Raw genomic sequence first — 12,574 nt, 5'->3', positions numbered from 1 at the left:
GTAATCAGGATGTACTGGCTTCCGCCTCTAGCGGACGTCCGCGCTGGCACAGCCAGCGGACCACCATGGCGATCAACAGCAGGACCAGCACCCACATGCTCGTCTCCAGGCCGGAGCCGTATATGGTGAACCCGGCAAAGATCATGCCCAGCACCAGCACCGGCCAACGCGCCATCTTGCGGTTCTCCTTCGCCGCCGCGATCACCGCCATTACATAGAACACCAGCACGCCGCCGGTGGTCAGCAGGGCCATGAAAGTGAACATGCCCGACAGGCCGCGCGAGGTATTGGCCAGGATCAGCACGGCGATCACCAGCACCTGGGCCACCACGCCCCACACGGGCACGCCACGCGCGTTGGTATGCGTGAAGAACTGCGGCATCTCGCGGCGCAGCGCCATGGAATAGGTGCAATCCGCTCCTATCAGGACCAGGCCGTTGGCACAGCCGGTCACACTTGCAAGGATGCAAAGCGCCACCAGCGTTCCCGACACCGGGCCCAGCAGGACCCCAAGACCATCGGATATGGGCGAGGATGAGGCGGCGATGTCCTGCCACGGCATGACGAGGACCAGTCCCACGCTGACAAGCAGGTAGAGTACCACCACCAGCGAAGTGCCGCCAATCAGGGCGATGGGAATGTTGCGCCTGGGATTGTCGACCTTGTTCACCGGGATGGTGGCCGCTTCGAAACCGAGAAATGCGAACAAGGTCAGCGCCACGGCACCGGACACGCTGTTCATGCTTACTTGAGCCGGTGCCATCGGCTGCACCTGTCCCGATCCGCCGAAGACCCAGGCCACCGCGCCGATCACCAGCACCAACGGGATCAGCTTGATCACCACTGACGCCACCTGCACCCAGCCCGCCGTGCGCGTGCCGATCAGGTTCGCCGCCGTGATAAGGGCGAGCAATGCGAAGGCGGCGACAACACCAACCCAGGTCGGGGCATCGTCATAGAGGAATCCGGAGATGATCGATCCGCCTGCAATCACCAGGGCAGCAATCGAGGTAAAGCCCGATGCCCAGTAGGCGAACAGGCCGAGGAATCCTGGCACCTCGCCGATCACCCGCTCGATATTGTGCTGCATCCCCGCGCCGGTGCCGTCGATCAGGTAGCGAAAGGTTACTGCGAGGCACAGCGCACCTGCCCCGCTGATCACCCAGCCCAGCACCATGTTCCACCCCAGTGGCGCGAGTGACGAGGGCAGGAAGTAGATCCCGCTGCCAACCATGGTGCCTATGACAAGCGAGAGGCTCATGGCCAGGCCAAGCGGCCTATGCGCTGCCGGATGCTCCGCCGCGTGCTGTTGTTCTGTGTTCATCGATGCCCCCCTGTCACAGCGAGCAGGATGGGCGCCGGACAATTGACGCTATGTCAGCAGGACGGAACGGTCAAATCTCGACCTGGCTGCCCAGCTCCACCACGCGGTTCGTCGGCAGGCGGAAGAACTCCATGGGCGTGGCCGCGTTGCGCATCATCCAGGCGAACAGCTTCTCGCGCCAGACCATCATGCCCGGCTTGTCCGCCGCAAGCAGCGTCTGGCGGCTGAGGAAGAAGCTGGTCTGCATCATGTCGAACGGACCGCCGCACATCTCGCGCCGTTTCAGCGCTATCGGCACGTCGGTTTCCTGCATGAAGCCATAGCGCAGGATGACGCGGAAAAAGCCGTCGCCCAGTTCCTCGATGCTACATCGCTCGTCCTCTTCGATGTAGGGCACGTCTTCGATCTTCACCGTCAGCACAACGACGCGTTCGTGCAGCACCTTGTTGTGCTTGATGTTGTGCAAGAGCGCCGATGGTGTTCCGGTAGAGCCGGAATTCATGAAGATCGCCGTGCCCGGCACGCGCGCCGTGCTCGACCTGGCGGACTTGGCGAAGATATCCAGTGGCAACCCAGCCTCGGTCATGCGCGCCCGCATCAGCTTGCGTCCCTTTGACCAGGTCGTGAGGATGGTGAAGGCGACACCCCCCACCAACAGCGGGAACCAGCCACCGTCCGGAACCTTGGTGAGGTTCGCCGCGAAGTAGGCTCCATCAACAATCAGGAACAGCACCACGACGGGAATGGCGATCCATTTCTTCCATTTCCAAACACCGATGAACAAGACGCCCATCAGCAGCGTGTCGATGGTCACCGCGCCCGTCACCGCGATACCGTAGGCGCTGGCGAGGTTGGACGAGTTCTGGAAGGTCAGCACCAGCAGGATGACCGCGCACATCAGCGCCCAGTTGATGACCGGGATGTAGATCTGGCCGGAATGCTCGTCGCTGGTGTGGCGGATCGACAGGCGCGGCACGAAGCCCAGTTGGATCGCCTGGTGGGTGATCGAGAAGCTGCCCGAGATCACCGCCTGGCTGGCGATGAAGGTGGCGCAGGTCGCCAGGATCACCAGCGGCAGGCGGTAGGCCTCAGGCGCGAGGTAGAAGAACGGGTTCATGATCGCCTCTTCCGCCGCCGCATCGCCCAGGCCCAGGATCATCGCTCCCTGGCCGAAGTAGTTGAGCAACAGGCAAGGCATGACGAAGCCGAACCATGACAGCTTCATCGGTCCGCGACCGAAGTGGCCCATGTCCGAATAGAGTGCTTCGGCACCGGTCACCGCAAGGACGACGGAACCCAGCGCAAGGAATGCGAAGACCTTCTCTTCGAGGAAGAACTGCACCGCATACCAGGGATTGAAGGCCCAAAGGATTTCCGGCGTGTTGAATATCTGCACGATCCCCAGTCCGGCGATCACCGTGAAATAGAGGATCATAACCGGTGCAAACAGCGCCCCGACTTTCGCCGTGCCGCGCTTCTGCAGGACGAACAGGCCGATCAGGAGCACCAGAGCGATCGGGATCACGTAGCGATCCAGCTGGTGGTTCACCACTGTAAGCCCCTCCACCGCCGATAGCACGGAGATCGCAGGGGTAATCATCGAGTCGCCGTAGAATAACGCCGTGGCGGCCACACCCAGCAGCACCACCAGCCAGCCGTAACTCGTCTTGCCCATCGAGCGCGACAGCAGGGCGACAAGCGCGAGGCTACCGCCCTGTCCGTTGTTGTCCGCCCGCATTAGGATGGTGACGTACTGGATCGCTACGATCAGCGTCATCGACCAGAAAATCAGGCTGACCACGCCCAGGACGTGCAGGTTGTCGATGGGCATCTCGTGCGCCCCGCGAAAGGTCTCGCGGAATGCATAGAGGGGTGACGTGCCAATATCGCCGAAGACGATGCCGATGGCACCTGCAGCGAGTTTGAACTTGGCAGTTTCCCGGTCTTGTCCGGTTGCACTCATCTGGATTTAAAGCCCATCTGGCCCCTACGGGGCGGCGAAGCGGGCGCGTTAGCAGCGAATATCGCGTCCCGCAACATGATGCGGTGCAGCATTACTCGCCGGTGTTGTCTTCCGGCACGGTCGGAGCTTGCCCCTGGCTCATCGCGCCCAGCATCGCGTCGAGTCGCGCAAGGCGATCTTCCAGACCGGCACGGCCAGCCGCGTCTTCGGGACCAGCTTCGAGAGTTTCGCGCCAGACCTGCCGCGCTTCCATCAGGCGGCCCTGACGAACCAGCGACACACCAAGGAAATATCCGGGCGCAAGACTGTCCGGCTTGGCATTGGCGGCTTGCTGGTAAGCGTAGAGCGACGCCTGCGTCAGCGCGCCATCGGCATGTTCGGTAAGAGCGATTGCCAGTGCCAGCCAGACCTCGAAATCGCGCCGGTCGCGTTCCGTATCCCCGGCCAGGAACTGTGCCGCCTCTTCGAACCGGCCAAGCCGCGCCATGGCGTCGGAGGTCACCAGCAGGCGGTTTTGCGACCAGTCGCGCTGGGCCACGAACTCGCGCCGCGCTTCCACCACGTCGTATTCCAGCTCGGCCGCGCGAGCCGACGCAGACTTGGGCGCAGACGGCATGTCCGGATGGGCCTGCAAGGCATAGCCGGCGAGGCCGAAGCCCAGCGCCGCGGCGAGGCTGGTCCACAGCCCCTTTTCCAGCCTGAAGGCAACGGCCGCCAGTGCGAAGGCTAGCAGCGCCAGCAGGATTACAGCGATCCAGGTCATGACTTGCGCCCCATCCTTCGTAACAGCACCGTCCCGGCCAGCAGCAACAGGATCACCGGCAGAACGAACAACGGCCAGGTGGTAGAGCTGATCTGCGGTTCGTAGCTGACATAGTCGCCGTAGCGGGAGATCAGCCATTCGCGGATTTCATCCGAGCTCTCGCCGGCGGCAATGCGTGTGCGGACCTGGTGGCGCATGTCGCCCGCCATGGGCGCGTCGCTGTCGGCAATCGACTGGCTCTGGCACTTGAGGCAGCGTAGCGTGTGCATCAGCTCGCGCGCCTGCTCTTCCTGTGCCGGGTCTTCCAGCTGGGTATAGGCATAGGGCGCGGGCGGCATGGTGTCCTGCGCCGCCATGGGCGCAGCGATGGCCAGCAACAGCAGGGCGGCGAGCCAGCGCATCATGATCCGGCCTTCCGCAGTTCTTCCAGCAGGATCGGCACGTGTTCCTCGCGGATGTCACCGATGTGCTGGTAGGTGATCACGCCGTTGCCATCGATCACGAAGGTCTCCGGCACGCCCGAGGAGCCGATCGACAGCTGCACTTCGGAAATGTCGTCACTACCGATGCGGGTGAACGGGTTGCCGTAGATGGCGAGGAAGCGGTTCACGTCCTCGGGCCGGTCACGGATAGCGACGGCGACAATATTGGCCCCGGCGCGCTCCAGCGCTTCGAGCTGCGGCGCTTCGGCAGCACAAGGGATGCACCAGCTGGCAAAGATATTGAGCAGCCTGGGCGTGCCGTCAGCTAAGTCAGCGCTCGACAGTCCTGGACGGCTTTCAACCGCAGGCGGCAAGTCGAATGCTGGCATCGGCTGGCCTACCATGGCGCTGTGCACGAATTCGTCTTTCGGCTGCGACAACTGGTAGGCGAACAGGCCGAACAGCGCAGCTGCCAGGCCGACGACGAACCAGAGAGTGTAACGCAGGCGCTTCATGACTGCGTCTCCGCTGCCGGAACCGACGACTCATCATCGTAGTCGGCATATTCCGCTTCGTCGGGATAGGCTCGTGCTTCGCCCTGTGCCTCCGCCTCGCGGCGGCGCAAGTCGCTTACCACGCGGCCGACAAGGGCCAGCGCGCCGCCAAGCGCGATCAGCAGGCCGCCGTACCAGATCCAGGTGACGAAGGGCTTCCACCACAAGCGCAGCTGCCAGCGGCCATCCTCGGCCATGTTGCCGACTGCAGCATAGAGCTGGCCGTTCCAGCGGGTGATCAGTGCGACCTCGCTGGTTTCGCCCGGAGGTGCCCAGAAACTGCGCGCCTGCGGGTGGCCTTCCATCAGGTCCCCGCCTTCATAACTGTAATACATGTCGGCCTGCATGGCGGTCCAGTTCGGGCCGGCGACCGGGCTGATCGACTGCAGCGTGGCTTCCCAGGGGCCGATCTCGATGGTGTCGCCGACATTGGCAGCCACCAGCCGTTCCTGCTGGAAGGCGCTGTCAGCGGCCATCCCGAACAGGGCGACGGCGACGCCGAAGTGGGCAATGCACATGCCCCAGATGGCGAGCGGCGTGCGCCGCAAGCGGCGCCCGCGCAAAGGCATGAAGCTGGCAATGCCAACACCTGCGGCCAGCGCGAGACCGATCAGTGGCAAGATGTCGATTTCAGCCAGCAGCGCGACGGCGACGAGCACGGCAAGCGTCACCGCCCCGCTCACGACGACAGGCCATTTCACGCGCGACAGCGAATCCTTGCGCCAGCGCAGCAGCGGGCCGACCGCGAGCACCATCAGCATGGGCACGAGGAAGATGGCGCTCACCGGATTGAAGTACGGCGGGCCGACAGACACGCGCACGTCGAAAGCTTCGGTCAGCAGCGGATAGAGCGTTCCCAGCAGGACAATGCCGAGGATGGCCGACAGCGCGACATTGTTCACCACAAGCGCGCCCTCGCGGCTGGTGATGGAGAACCTCTGGCCTTCGGCAATGGTGTTGGCGCGCAAGGCGAAGACCACCAGCGCACCACCGATGTAGAGCGCCAGCAGCGCGAGAATGAAGCTGCCGCGTTCGGGGTCGACCGCGAATGCATGTACCGAGGTCAGGATTCCCGAGCGCACCAGGAAGGTGCCGACCATCGACATGGAAAAGGCGACCACCCCCAGCATGATCGTCCAGGTCCGCAGCGCGTCGCGCGCCGCCAGCACGCTGGCCGAATGCAGCAGGGCCGTCGCGGCCAGCCATGGCATCAGGCTGGCGTTCTCGACCGGGTCCCAGAACCACCAGCCACCCCAGCCCAGTTCGTAATAGGCCCAATAGGAACCGGCGGTGATGCCGATCGTCAGGAAGATCCACGCAGCCAGCACCCAGGGGCGCATGACGCGGGCGAAGTCCGGCGTGACATTGCGCGTCATCAGCGCGCCCAGCGCGAAGCTGAAAGCCACCGACAGCCCGACATAGCCGATGTAGAGCGTCGGCGGGTGGAACGACACACCCATGTCCTGCAGCAGCGGGTTGAGGCCGTTGCCGTCCGTGGGCACCGGCGAAAGCCGCTCGAACGGGTTCGATGCGAGCAGGATGAAGGCGTAAAAGCCGATCGCCACGAAGGCCTGCGAAGCCAAGGTCGCCATCATGGTGCGTTCGGGCAGGCGGCGTTCGATCAGTGCGATCAGGCCGCCCGCTGCCGCCATGACCGTGATCCACAACAGCATGGAGCCTTCGTGATTCGCCCATGCACCGGATATCTTGAACGCCAGCGGCTTCATCGAATGCGAATGGCTCGCCACCAGCTTCACCGACAAGTCCGTGATCACGAAGACCCAGACGAGGCAGAGGAACGAAATGACGCAGAGCACGGCTTGCAGCACGGCTGCCGGACGCACCAGCGCGCGCAGCTCGTTGTTTTCGTCACGCGCGCCGAAGAAGCCGCCGACAAGCTGCAAGACCGCAAGCGCCGCCGACAGCCACAGGGCAGCAAGACCGATTTCAGCGATCATTCGTAGGTTTCCGCAACGGTCTCGCGCGCTTCTTCCATGGTCATGCCTTCAAGCTCGCGCGGCATGTAGTTCTCGTCGTGCTTGGCCAGCAAGTTGCTGGCGACGAACGTACCATCAGCGTTCATGGCACCTTCGGCAACCACGCCGGAGCCTTCCACGAACAGGTCCGGCACGATCCCGGCATAGGTAACCGGCACCCGCGCCTCACCATCGCCGACCACGAAGTGGACAGTGACGCCGTCGTCCGCGGTGTTGATCGAACCCATTTCCACCATGCCGCCAAGGCGGATGTCCTGCCCCGGTTCGGGCGGGTTGGCGGCAATGTCGGCAGGCACGTAGAAATAGCTCGCCTGGTTGCGCAGGGCATAGGCCGCGAGGACACCCGCGCCGATCAGCGCGACCAGCGCGACGATGACGAGCACCAGCCGCTGGTGTTTGGGTTTCAGTGCCGAGGTCATTTCCTGCGAGTCTCCTCACGCCGTTTCTCGGCGCGTTTCATGGCAATCCAGCTCCACCCCACCATACCGAGCGTGCCGACAATCACCACCGCATAGGCAGCGATCACGTAAGTCCATTGATCAAGTTGTTCGGGCATCAGCTGGCGAGCCCTTCCGCCGCGCCCATGGCCTTGCGGCGCAGCCGCGCCTCGGCCTGTACCCTCGCAAGCAGCATCCGCATACGGGCCAGTACCACCCCGCCAAACAGCAGCGAGATGCCCAGCGCGCCTGCGAGCATGCCCCACAGGTATTCGGGCGCCATGGCCGATCCGCTGGTGGAGATGCTTGGTGGCTGGTGGAGCGAGTTCCACCAGATCACCGAGAAGTGAATGATCGGGATATTCACCGCGCCCACCAGTCCGAAAATCGCCGCCACGCGGCTGTTGCTGCCTTCGCGGTCCAGCGCGCCAGCCAGGGCGATATAGCCGAGGTAGAGGAACAGCAGGACGAGGAAGCTGGTCAGCCGCCCGTCCCACACCCACCAGGTACCCCATGCGGGACGGCCCCAGATCGAACCGGTCAGCAGGCCCAGCGTGGTGAACACCGCGCCCGGCACCGCCGCCGCACGGGCAGCGAGTGCCGCCAGCGGGTGCCGCCAGACCAGTTCTGCCAGGCTGGCGAGCGCGATGGTGGTCCAGCCGGCCATGCCGAACCAGACCGTGGGCACGTGGATGAAGAGGATTCGCGCGGTTTCGCCCTGCAGGCGCTCTGCCGGAGCAAAGAAAAGGCCGTAGCCGATTACCGCGCCAAATATCACCAGCCCTGCCAAAAGACAGAGCGGCGTGAGCCACTTGGCGATTCTCAGGAATCGGGCGGGATTGGCGAAGCCGTGCATCGTCGGACAAAGTCTATCTTTGGCCGCACCCTATTGCAGCCGCAGCCGCGTCCGACAAGCAAAACCGGAAGGTTTGTGTACGGTTCTAGACGCCCCGCCCGATAAGGATCTGTGCCATGGTATCGGCCACCTCGTTGGAGGGACGTCCGGTGGCGTCGCTTTCCTGCCAGATAGAGTCAAGCCGGCCCGGAATCTGCGCGATGCGCTTGCGCACTTCGTTGATGTCGCAAGGCTCGCCTGACCGCCGGCAAAGATACTCGAGGCTGACATTGATGATGCCGCCCGCGTTGATGACGTAGTCAGGCGCATAAAGAATGTCGCGCTCGTGCAGCATGGTGCCGTGCTCCGGCCGTGCCAGCTGGTTGTTGGCTCCGCCCGCCACGATCGCGCAGTCGAGCCGGGCGATGCCTTCCTCGTCGAGGATGGCGCCCAGCGCATTGGGGCTGAACACGTCGCAGGTGGTCGACATGATCTGGTCAGCAGCCACGGCCTCGGCATCAAGCTCGGCAGCCAGGGCCTTGGCACGCTTGTCGTCGACATCGGCCAGCCACAGCCGCGCGCCGTCCTTGGCCAGCAGCCGCGCAACGCCGCCACCGACCGAACCGACGCCCTGCACGGCTATGCGTACGCCCTGCATGCTGTCCTTGCCCAGCTTGTGCGCCACGGCGGCCTTGATGCCCTGATAGATACCGATTGCAGTCAGGGGACCCGGATCACCGCCGGCATCGCCTTCGCCGACCGGCAAGCCGCAGACATGCTCCGTGCGTTCGCGTACCAGCTCCATGTCGGCAACGGTCGCCCCCACATCTTCGGCGGTGACGTACTGGCCGCCCATGGCTTCGACGGCGTCGCCGAAGGCATGCAGCATGGCAGTGGTCTTCTTGCGATCCTTGTCGAGCAGAACCACGGCCTTGCCGCCGCCGATGGGTAGGCCGGCCATGGCGTTCTTGTAGCTCATCCCGCGGGAGAGCCGTAGCGCATCCCGCATGGCTCCGGCCGGTTCGGCATAGTGCCAGAATCGGGTGCCACCGGCGCCGGGGCCTAGATGGGTGGAATGCAGCGCAATAATCGCGGTGAGGCCGGAGGCGCGATCATGCACCACCTCGACGCGCTCGTGCTCGTCCCAGTCGGGTTCGCTCCAGAATGCCGGCATAATTCGCCCCTCATCGCTTTCAACGCGGCAGGAAAGCTGGGGAAATGGGGCGATCGAGGGGTCTCGAACCCCCGACCTCCGGTACCACAAACCGGCGCTCTAACCAACTGAGCTACGATCGCCACACATGCCAGGTTCCGCATGCCAAGATGCGGCCTGTTAGGGGTCTGCGCCGGGTGGTCAAGGGCCATCCGCCGCGGGCGCTGGCCTGTTGCACAAGTCGGCTGGCAAGCAAAGCGAAAAGTGCTTGTCGGCGCCTCAAACGCAAGAAAATTACTTGGGCTTGCGCAGCCCATCGCCGGGTTTATCAATGTCGGCATGACGAATCCGGGCGAGACCTCTGTAGACATCCTCGGCCAGCACGACGGGATGCGGCAGGTCCCCTCCTCGCGGCTCACCTTGCTCACCTGCGCCAATTTCATTCCCGATGACCTGTGCGAAGGCCTCATCGAACTGATCGACCGGGATCGCCGACCCTCCACTATCGCCGACGCCAATGGCGACGACTACTTCCGCACCAGCGAGACCTGCGACCTCGATCCCAAGGAGGCCGCGGTGAAGGACCTCGAGGACATGCTGTTCGAACTGAACGGCATCAACCGCGCCCATGGCGAGCCGGTGCAGGGCCAGCGCTATGCCGAAGGGCAGGAGTTCAAGCCCCACACCGACTATTTCGAACCGGGGGGCTTGGACTACAACACCTATTGCAAGGTGTCCGGCAACCGGACCTGGACCTTCATGGTCTATCTCAACGAGGTGGAAGCCGGCGGCGGCACCCGCTTCAAGGTGATCGACAAGACCTTCAAGCCAGAAACCGGACGGCTGCTGTGCTGGGACAACCGACGTGCTGACGGCCGCGTGAATCCCAACACGCTCCACCACGGCATGAAGGTACGCAAAGGGGTGAAGTACGTGATCACCAAGTGGTACCGGGAAAAGCCATGGGGGTGACGCGTAAAGGCTGCTGCCATTGCGGCGCCGTGCAGTTCTCGGTGGAGTTTCCCGACGAACGGCTCGTGCCTTCGCGCTGCAACTGCTCGATCTGCGCGATGAAGGGCGCGGCCATGGTCTATGTGCCGGTCGACGCCGTCACCGTGACCAAGGGCGAGGACGCGCTGTCGTGCTACCGGTTCAACACCATGGCGGCCTCGCACCACTTCTGTTCGAACTGCGGTATCCACGTTATGCACCAGGCGCGCAGCGATCAGGACAAGTTCGCCATCAACGCCTCCACGCTGGAAGGCGTGCGGCCTTACGAGGACTTTCCCGAAGTGCCCGTTTTCAACGGCCAGCGCCATGTCGACGACTTCGGCGGCGAACGGACGCAGGCGGGCTGGCTGCGGTTCGAGGCGACGCCGGACAAGGTCTGGCCGAAGGGCGTGATCTAGCCGATTTGCCGCAAGGCGAGCAACGAGCTACCCTTCCTCCGGGTCGCAGAACAAGGGGGGACTATGCTTCGTCTAATCAAGGCCGCACTGGTGGCCGTCATCGGCTTCCATGCGCTCATCTACGCCTTGCAGAACGTCGCCAACATCGAAGCGGCGCACGCTTCGCTGAGCTACGTCATGTCTGGCGCGGACAATACCGCTTACCCGGACACGCTGTTCTTTACGTCTGCCAATCCGGCGCTGGCGTGGGTCGCGCTCGCCATCGTGCTGGCGGGTGAGTTCACCACGGCCTTCTTCGGCCTCAAAGGCGGGTGGGACCTGTTCGCCGCGCGCAAGGGCGATGCGGCGGCCTTCACGGAAGCCAAGCGCGCCTCCGTCTTTGCTGCCGGCTTTGCCCTGCTGACATGGTTTGGCCTGTTCATGACCATCGGCTCCGCCTTCTTCCAGATGTGGCAGACACAGGTGGGCGACGGATCGCTGAAGGGAGCCTTCATGTTCGCCATGGCCTCCACAGTGACTGTGCTGTTCGTCTACCTGACACCGGACGACTAGCTCGCGGCAGTAGCTGCCGCAGAATCAGAAAGGGCGGCCCGATCGGGCCGCCCTCTTGGAATTCCGGCGAAAGCCGGAATCTCGTGGGTGACTGCGCCAGATCCCGGATCAGGTCCGGGATCAGCCCATGCGTCACTTCTTCAGATTCAGGCCGCCGAAACGCTGGTTGAACTTGGCCACGCGGCCGCCGTCCTGGATGCGCTGCGGGCCACCGGTCCATGCCGGGTGGCTGGTCGGGTCGATTTCGAGGTTCATCGTATCGCCCTCGGCACCCCAGGTGCTCTTGGTCTGGAATTCGGTGCCATCCGTCATCTTGACGTTGATGACGTGGTATTCGGGATGCGTATCGGCCTTCATGGCATATGTCCTTTGCGTCTGGCCGGTTCCGACCGACCTGCAGATGGGAATTTCAAGAAGGCGCGCCCCTAACGGGAGCAACCTTCAATTGCAAGGATTGTTTGATTGCGAAGCCGCCTCCGCGCCATCGTCCTCGCTAGACGCGCTCCGCTCCGCTTCGCTGCGCGCCCGCTGCAGGCGGACGGTTGTCCTTGCGGTTCCGATGGAACTGTCACTCGCATCGAACAGAGGGGTAGCGCCGACATCGGGCGCAATCGGCGCCCGACCGAGCGCAAGCGCGCGACCCGCAGGTGCCCCCGCAGCACAGCGGAGGGAATGGCACCGAGGACGATCCGGCGGAGGCCGGATCGAAAATCAACTAGGCGGGTCCGCGATCATCGCCGTAAAGCTGACATCGCAGGTCACCTTGCCGTCAACGCTGGCCTTGCCGTCGAACTTGCAGATCTTGCTGCGCTGCTGGGTGAAGGCAACATCCAGCTGCAACAGGCAGCCCGGCTCTACCGGAGCGCGGAACTTGGCGTTCTCGATGGCCATGAAATAGACCAGCTTGCCGCTGTCGGCGAGATCGAGCGTCTCTATGCCGAGAATGCCGGCGGCCTGTGCCAGCGCCTCGATCTGCAAGACGCCCGGCATGATCGGCCGCCCGGGAAAGTGCCCCTGGAAGAAACCTTCGTTGAAGGTGACTGCCTTGATGGCGCTGATGCTCTCGCCCTTCACCAGTTCGGTGACACGGTCGACCAGCAGCATCGGATAACGGTGCGGCAGGGCCTTGAGGATGCGCGGTATGTCGTAGCTGTCGCTCATGACC

At 63.7% G+C, this 12,574-nt stretch carries 15 protein-coding genes and 1 tRNA gene; 3 read left to right on the top strand and 13 right to left on the bottom strand.

Translation table 11 applies throughout. The features are described 5' to 3' along the window. Window positions 1–4: 4 nt before the first annotated feature. From AAEO60_RS04875 to AAEO60_RS04825, 11 genes are all read right to left on the bottom strand, one after another. Window positions 5–1,324, bottom strand: coding sequence for an APC family permease (locus tag AAEO60_RS04875; RefSeq protein ID WP_341672515.1), 1,320 nt, complete (start codon window positions 1,322–1,324; stop codon window positions 5–7). A 70-nt stretch (window positions 1,325–1,394) separates the two neighbouring features. Continuing rightward, window positions 1,395–3,287 (bottom strand): potassium transporter Kup, encoded by a 1,893-nt coding sequence (locus AAEO60_RS04870; RefSeq protein ID WP_341672514.1) that lies wholly within the window; start codon window positions 3,285–3,287, stop codon window positions 1,395–1,397. Window positions 3,288–3,378: 91 nt separating this feature from the next. Further along, window positions 3,379–4,050, bottom strand: a complete 672-nt coding sequence (locus AAEO60_RS04865; protein ID WP_341672513.1) for a tetratricopeptide repeat protein — start codon at window positions 4,048–4,050, stop codon at window positions 3,379–3,381. Continuing rightward, the gene (locus AAEO60_RS04860) at window positions 4,047–4,451 is read right to left on the bottom strand and encodes a cytochrome c-type biogenesis protein (protein ID WP_423970136.1); all 405 of its coding nucleotides are present in this window, start codon (window positions 4,449–4,451) and stop codon (window positions 4,047–4,049) included. The genes AAEO60_RS04865 and AAEO60_RS04860 overlap by 4 nt, the downstream gene beginning before the upstream one ends. After that, a complete protein-coding gene (locus AAEO60_RS04855; RefSeq protein ID WP_341672511.1) occupies window positions 4,451–4,987 on the bottom strand; it encodes a redoxin family protein in 537 nt (178 codons plus the stop codon). Before AAEO60_RS04855 ends, AAEO60_RS04860 begins: the two co-directional genes overlap by 1 nt. After that, window positions 4,984–6,984: a heme lyase CcmF/NrfE family subunit gene (locus AAEO60_RS04850; protein WP_341672510.1), complete on the bottom strand. Its 2,001-nt coding sequence runs from the start codon at window positions 6,982–6,984 to the stop codon at window positions 4,984–4,986. Before AAEO60_RS04850 ends, AAEO60_RS04855 begins: the two co-directional genes overlap by 4 nt. Further along, complete coding sequence (ccmE, locus tag AAEO60_RS04845; protein ID WP_341672509.1) at window positions 6,981–7,442, bottom strand: cytochrome c maturation protein CcmE; 462 nt, start codon at window positions 7,440–7,442, stop codon at window positions 6,981–6,983. The genes AAEO60_RS04850 and ccmE overlap by 4 nt, the downstream gene beginning before the upstream one ends. Continuing rightward, complete coding sequence (locus AAEO60_RS04840; RefSeq protein WP_341672508.1) at window positions 7,439–7,579, bottom strand: hypothetical protein; 141 nt, start codon at window positions 7,577–7,579, stop codon at window positions 7,439–7,441. Before AAEO60_RS04840 ends, ccmE begins: the two co-directional genes overlap by 4 nt. Then, the gene (gene ccmC / locus AAEO60_RS04835; RefSeq protein WP_341672507.1) at window positions 7,579–8,316 is read right to left on the bottom strand and encodes a heme ABC transporter permease CcmC; all 738 of its coding nucleotides are present in this window, start codon (window positions 8,314–8,316) and stop codon (window positions 7,579–7,581) included. Before ccmC ends, AAEO60_RS04840 begins: the two co-directional genes overlap by 1 nt. Before the next feature lie 85 nt (window positions 8,317–8,401). Further along, window positions 8,402–9,469, bottom strand: a complete 1,068-nt coding sequence (locus AAEO60_RS04830) for a Leu/Phe/Val dehydrogenase (RefSeq protein ID WP_341672506.1) — start codon at window positions 9,467–9,469, stop codon at window positions 8,402–8,404. A 45-nt stretch (window positions 9,470–9,514) separates the two neighbouring features. Further along, window positions 9,515–9,591, bottom strand: a tRNA-His gene (locus AAEO60_RS04825). 196 nt (window positions 9,592–9,787) lie between these two features. Between AAEO60_RS04825 and AAEO60_RS04820 the strand changes: the two genes are divergently transcribed. The 3 genes from AAEO60_RS04820 to AAEO60_RS04810 all read left to right on the top strand — a co-directional run bounded on the left by AAEO60_RS04820 (window position 9,788) and on the right by AAEO60_RS04810 (window position 11,409). After that, window positions 9,788–10,420, top strand: a complete 633-nt coding sequence (locus AAEO60_RS04820) for a prolyl hydroxylase family protein (protein ID WP_341672505.1) — start codon at window positions 9,788–9,790, stop codon at window positions 10,418–10,420. Further along, window positions 10,411–10,857: a GFA family protein gene (locus AAEO60_RS04815; RefSeq protein ID WP_341672504.1), complete on the top strand. Its 447-nt coding sequence runs from the start codon at window positions 10,411–10,413 to the stop codon at window positions 10,855–10,857. The genes AAEO60_RS04820 and AAEO60_RS04815 overlap by 10 nt, the downstream gene beginning before the upstream one ends. A 63-nt stretch (window positions 10,858–10,920) precedes the next feature. Further along, the gene (locus tag AAEO60_RS04810) at window positions 10,921–11,409 is read left to right on the top strand and encodes a DUF2165 family protein (protein WP_341672503.1); all 489 of its coding nucleotides are present in this window, start codon (window positions 10,921–10,923) and stop codon (window positions 11,407–11,409) included. Between the two features lie 132 nt (window positions 11,410–11,541). Here the strand turns inward: AAEO60_RS04810 and rpmE are convergent, their stop codons facing one another. Both rpmE and fabZ read right to left on the bottom strand, forming a co-directional pair. Continuing rightward, complete coding sequence (gene rpmE / locus AAEO60_RS04805) at window positions 11,542–11,766, bottom strand: 50S ribosomal protein L31 (protein ID WP_341672502.1); 225 nt, start codon at window positions 11,764–11,766, stop codon at window positions 11,542–11,544. A gap of 354 nt (window positions 11,767–12,120) precedes the next feature. After that, a complete protein-coding gene (fabZ, locus tag AAEO60_RS04800) occupies window positions 12,121–12,570 on the bottom strand; it encodes a 3-hydroxyacyl-ACP dehydratase FabZ (protein ID WP_341672501.1) in 450 nt (149 codons plus the stop codon). Between the last annotated feature and the right edge of the window lie 4 nt (window positions 12,571–12,574).

The sequence above is a fragment of the Aurantiacibacter gilvus genome, assembly GCF_038289935.1.
In the GTDB taxonomy this organism is placed as follows: Bacteria; Pseudomonadota; Alphaproteobacteria; order Sphingomonadales; family Sphingomonadaceae; genus Alteraurantiacibacter; species Alteraurantiacibacter gilvus.
This window is presented reverse-complemented; position numbering and strand designations above follow the sequence as displayed.

What these genes read in the sequence shown, in the direction of transcription:
- AAEO60_RS04875 (WP_341672515.1), bottom strand. Translation starts at nt 1,324, where the DNA reads ATGAACACAGAACAACAGCACGCGGCGGAGCATCCGGCAGCGCATAGG.
- AAEO60_RS04870 (WP_341672514.1), bottom strand. Translation starts at nt 3,287, where the DNA reads ATGAGTGCAACCGGACAAGACCGGGAAACTGCCAAGTTCAAACTCGCT.
- AAEO60_RS04865 (WP_341672513.1), bottom strand. Translation starts at nt 4,050, where the DNA reads ATGACCTGGATCGCTGTAATCCTGCTGGCGCTGCTAGCCTTCGCACTG.
- AAEO60_RS04860 (WP_423970136.1), bottom strand. Translation starts at nt 4,451, where the DNA reads ATGCGCTGGCTCGCCGCCCTGCTGTTGCTGGCCATCGCTGCGCCCATG.
- AAEO60_RS04855 (WP_341672511.1), bottom strand. Translation starts at nt 4,987, where the DNA reads ATGAAGCGCCTGCGTTACACTCTCTGGTTCGTCGTCGGCCTGGCAGCT.
- AAEO60_RS04850 (WP_341672510.1), bottom strand. Translation starts at nt 6,984, where the DNA reads ATGATCGCTGAAATCGGTCTTGCTGCCCTGTGGCTGTCGGCGGCGCTT.
- ccmE (WP_341672509.1), bottom strand. Translation starts at nt 7,442, where the DNA reads ATGACCTCGGCACTGAAACCCAAACACCAGCGGCTGGTGCTCGTCATC.
- AAEO60_RS04840 (WP_341672508.1), bottom strand. Translation starts at nt 7,579, where the DNA reads ATGCCCGAACAACTTGATCAATGGACTTACGTGATCGCTGCCTATGCG.
- ccmC (WP_341672507.1), bottom strand. Translation starts at nt 8,316, where the DNA reads ATGCACGGCTTCGCCAATCCCGCCCGATTCCTGAGAATCGCCAAGTGG.
- AAEO60_RS04830 (WP_341672506.1), bottom strand. Translation starts at nt 9,469, where the DNA reads ATGCCGGCATTCTGGAGCGAACCCGACTGGGACGAGCACGAGCGCGTC.
- AAEO60_RS04820 (WP_341672505.1), top strand. Translation starts at nt 9,788, where the DNA reads ATGACGAATCCGGGCGAGACCTCTGTAGACATCCTCGGCCAGCACGAC.
- AAEO60_RS04815 (WP_341672504.1), top strand. Translation starts at nt 10,411, where the DNA reads ATGGGGGTGACGCGTAAAGGCTGCTGCCATTGCGGCGCCGTGCAGTTC.
- AAEO60_RS04810 (WP_341672503.1), top strand. Translation starts at nt 10,921, where the DNA reads ATGCTTCGTCTAATCAAGGCCGCACTGGTGGCCGTCATCGGCTTCCAT.
- rpmE (WP_341672502.1), bottom strand. Translation starts at nt 11,766, where the DNA reads ATGAAGGCCGATACGCATCCCGAATACCACGTCATCAACGTCAAGATG.
- fabZ (WP_341672501.1), bottom strand. Translation starts at nt 12,570, where the DNA reads ATGAGCGACAGCTACGACATACCGCGCATCCTCAAGGCCCTGCCGCAC.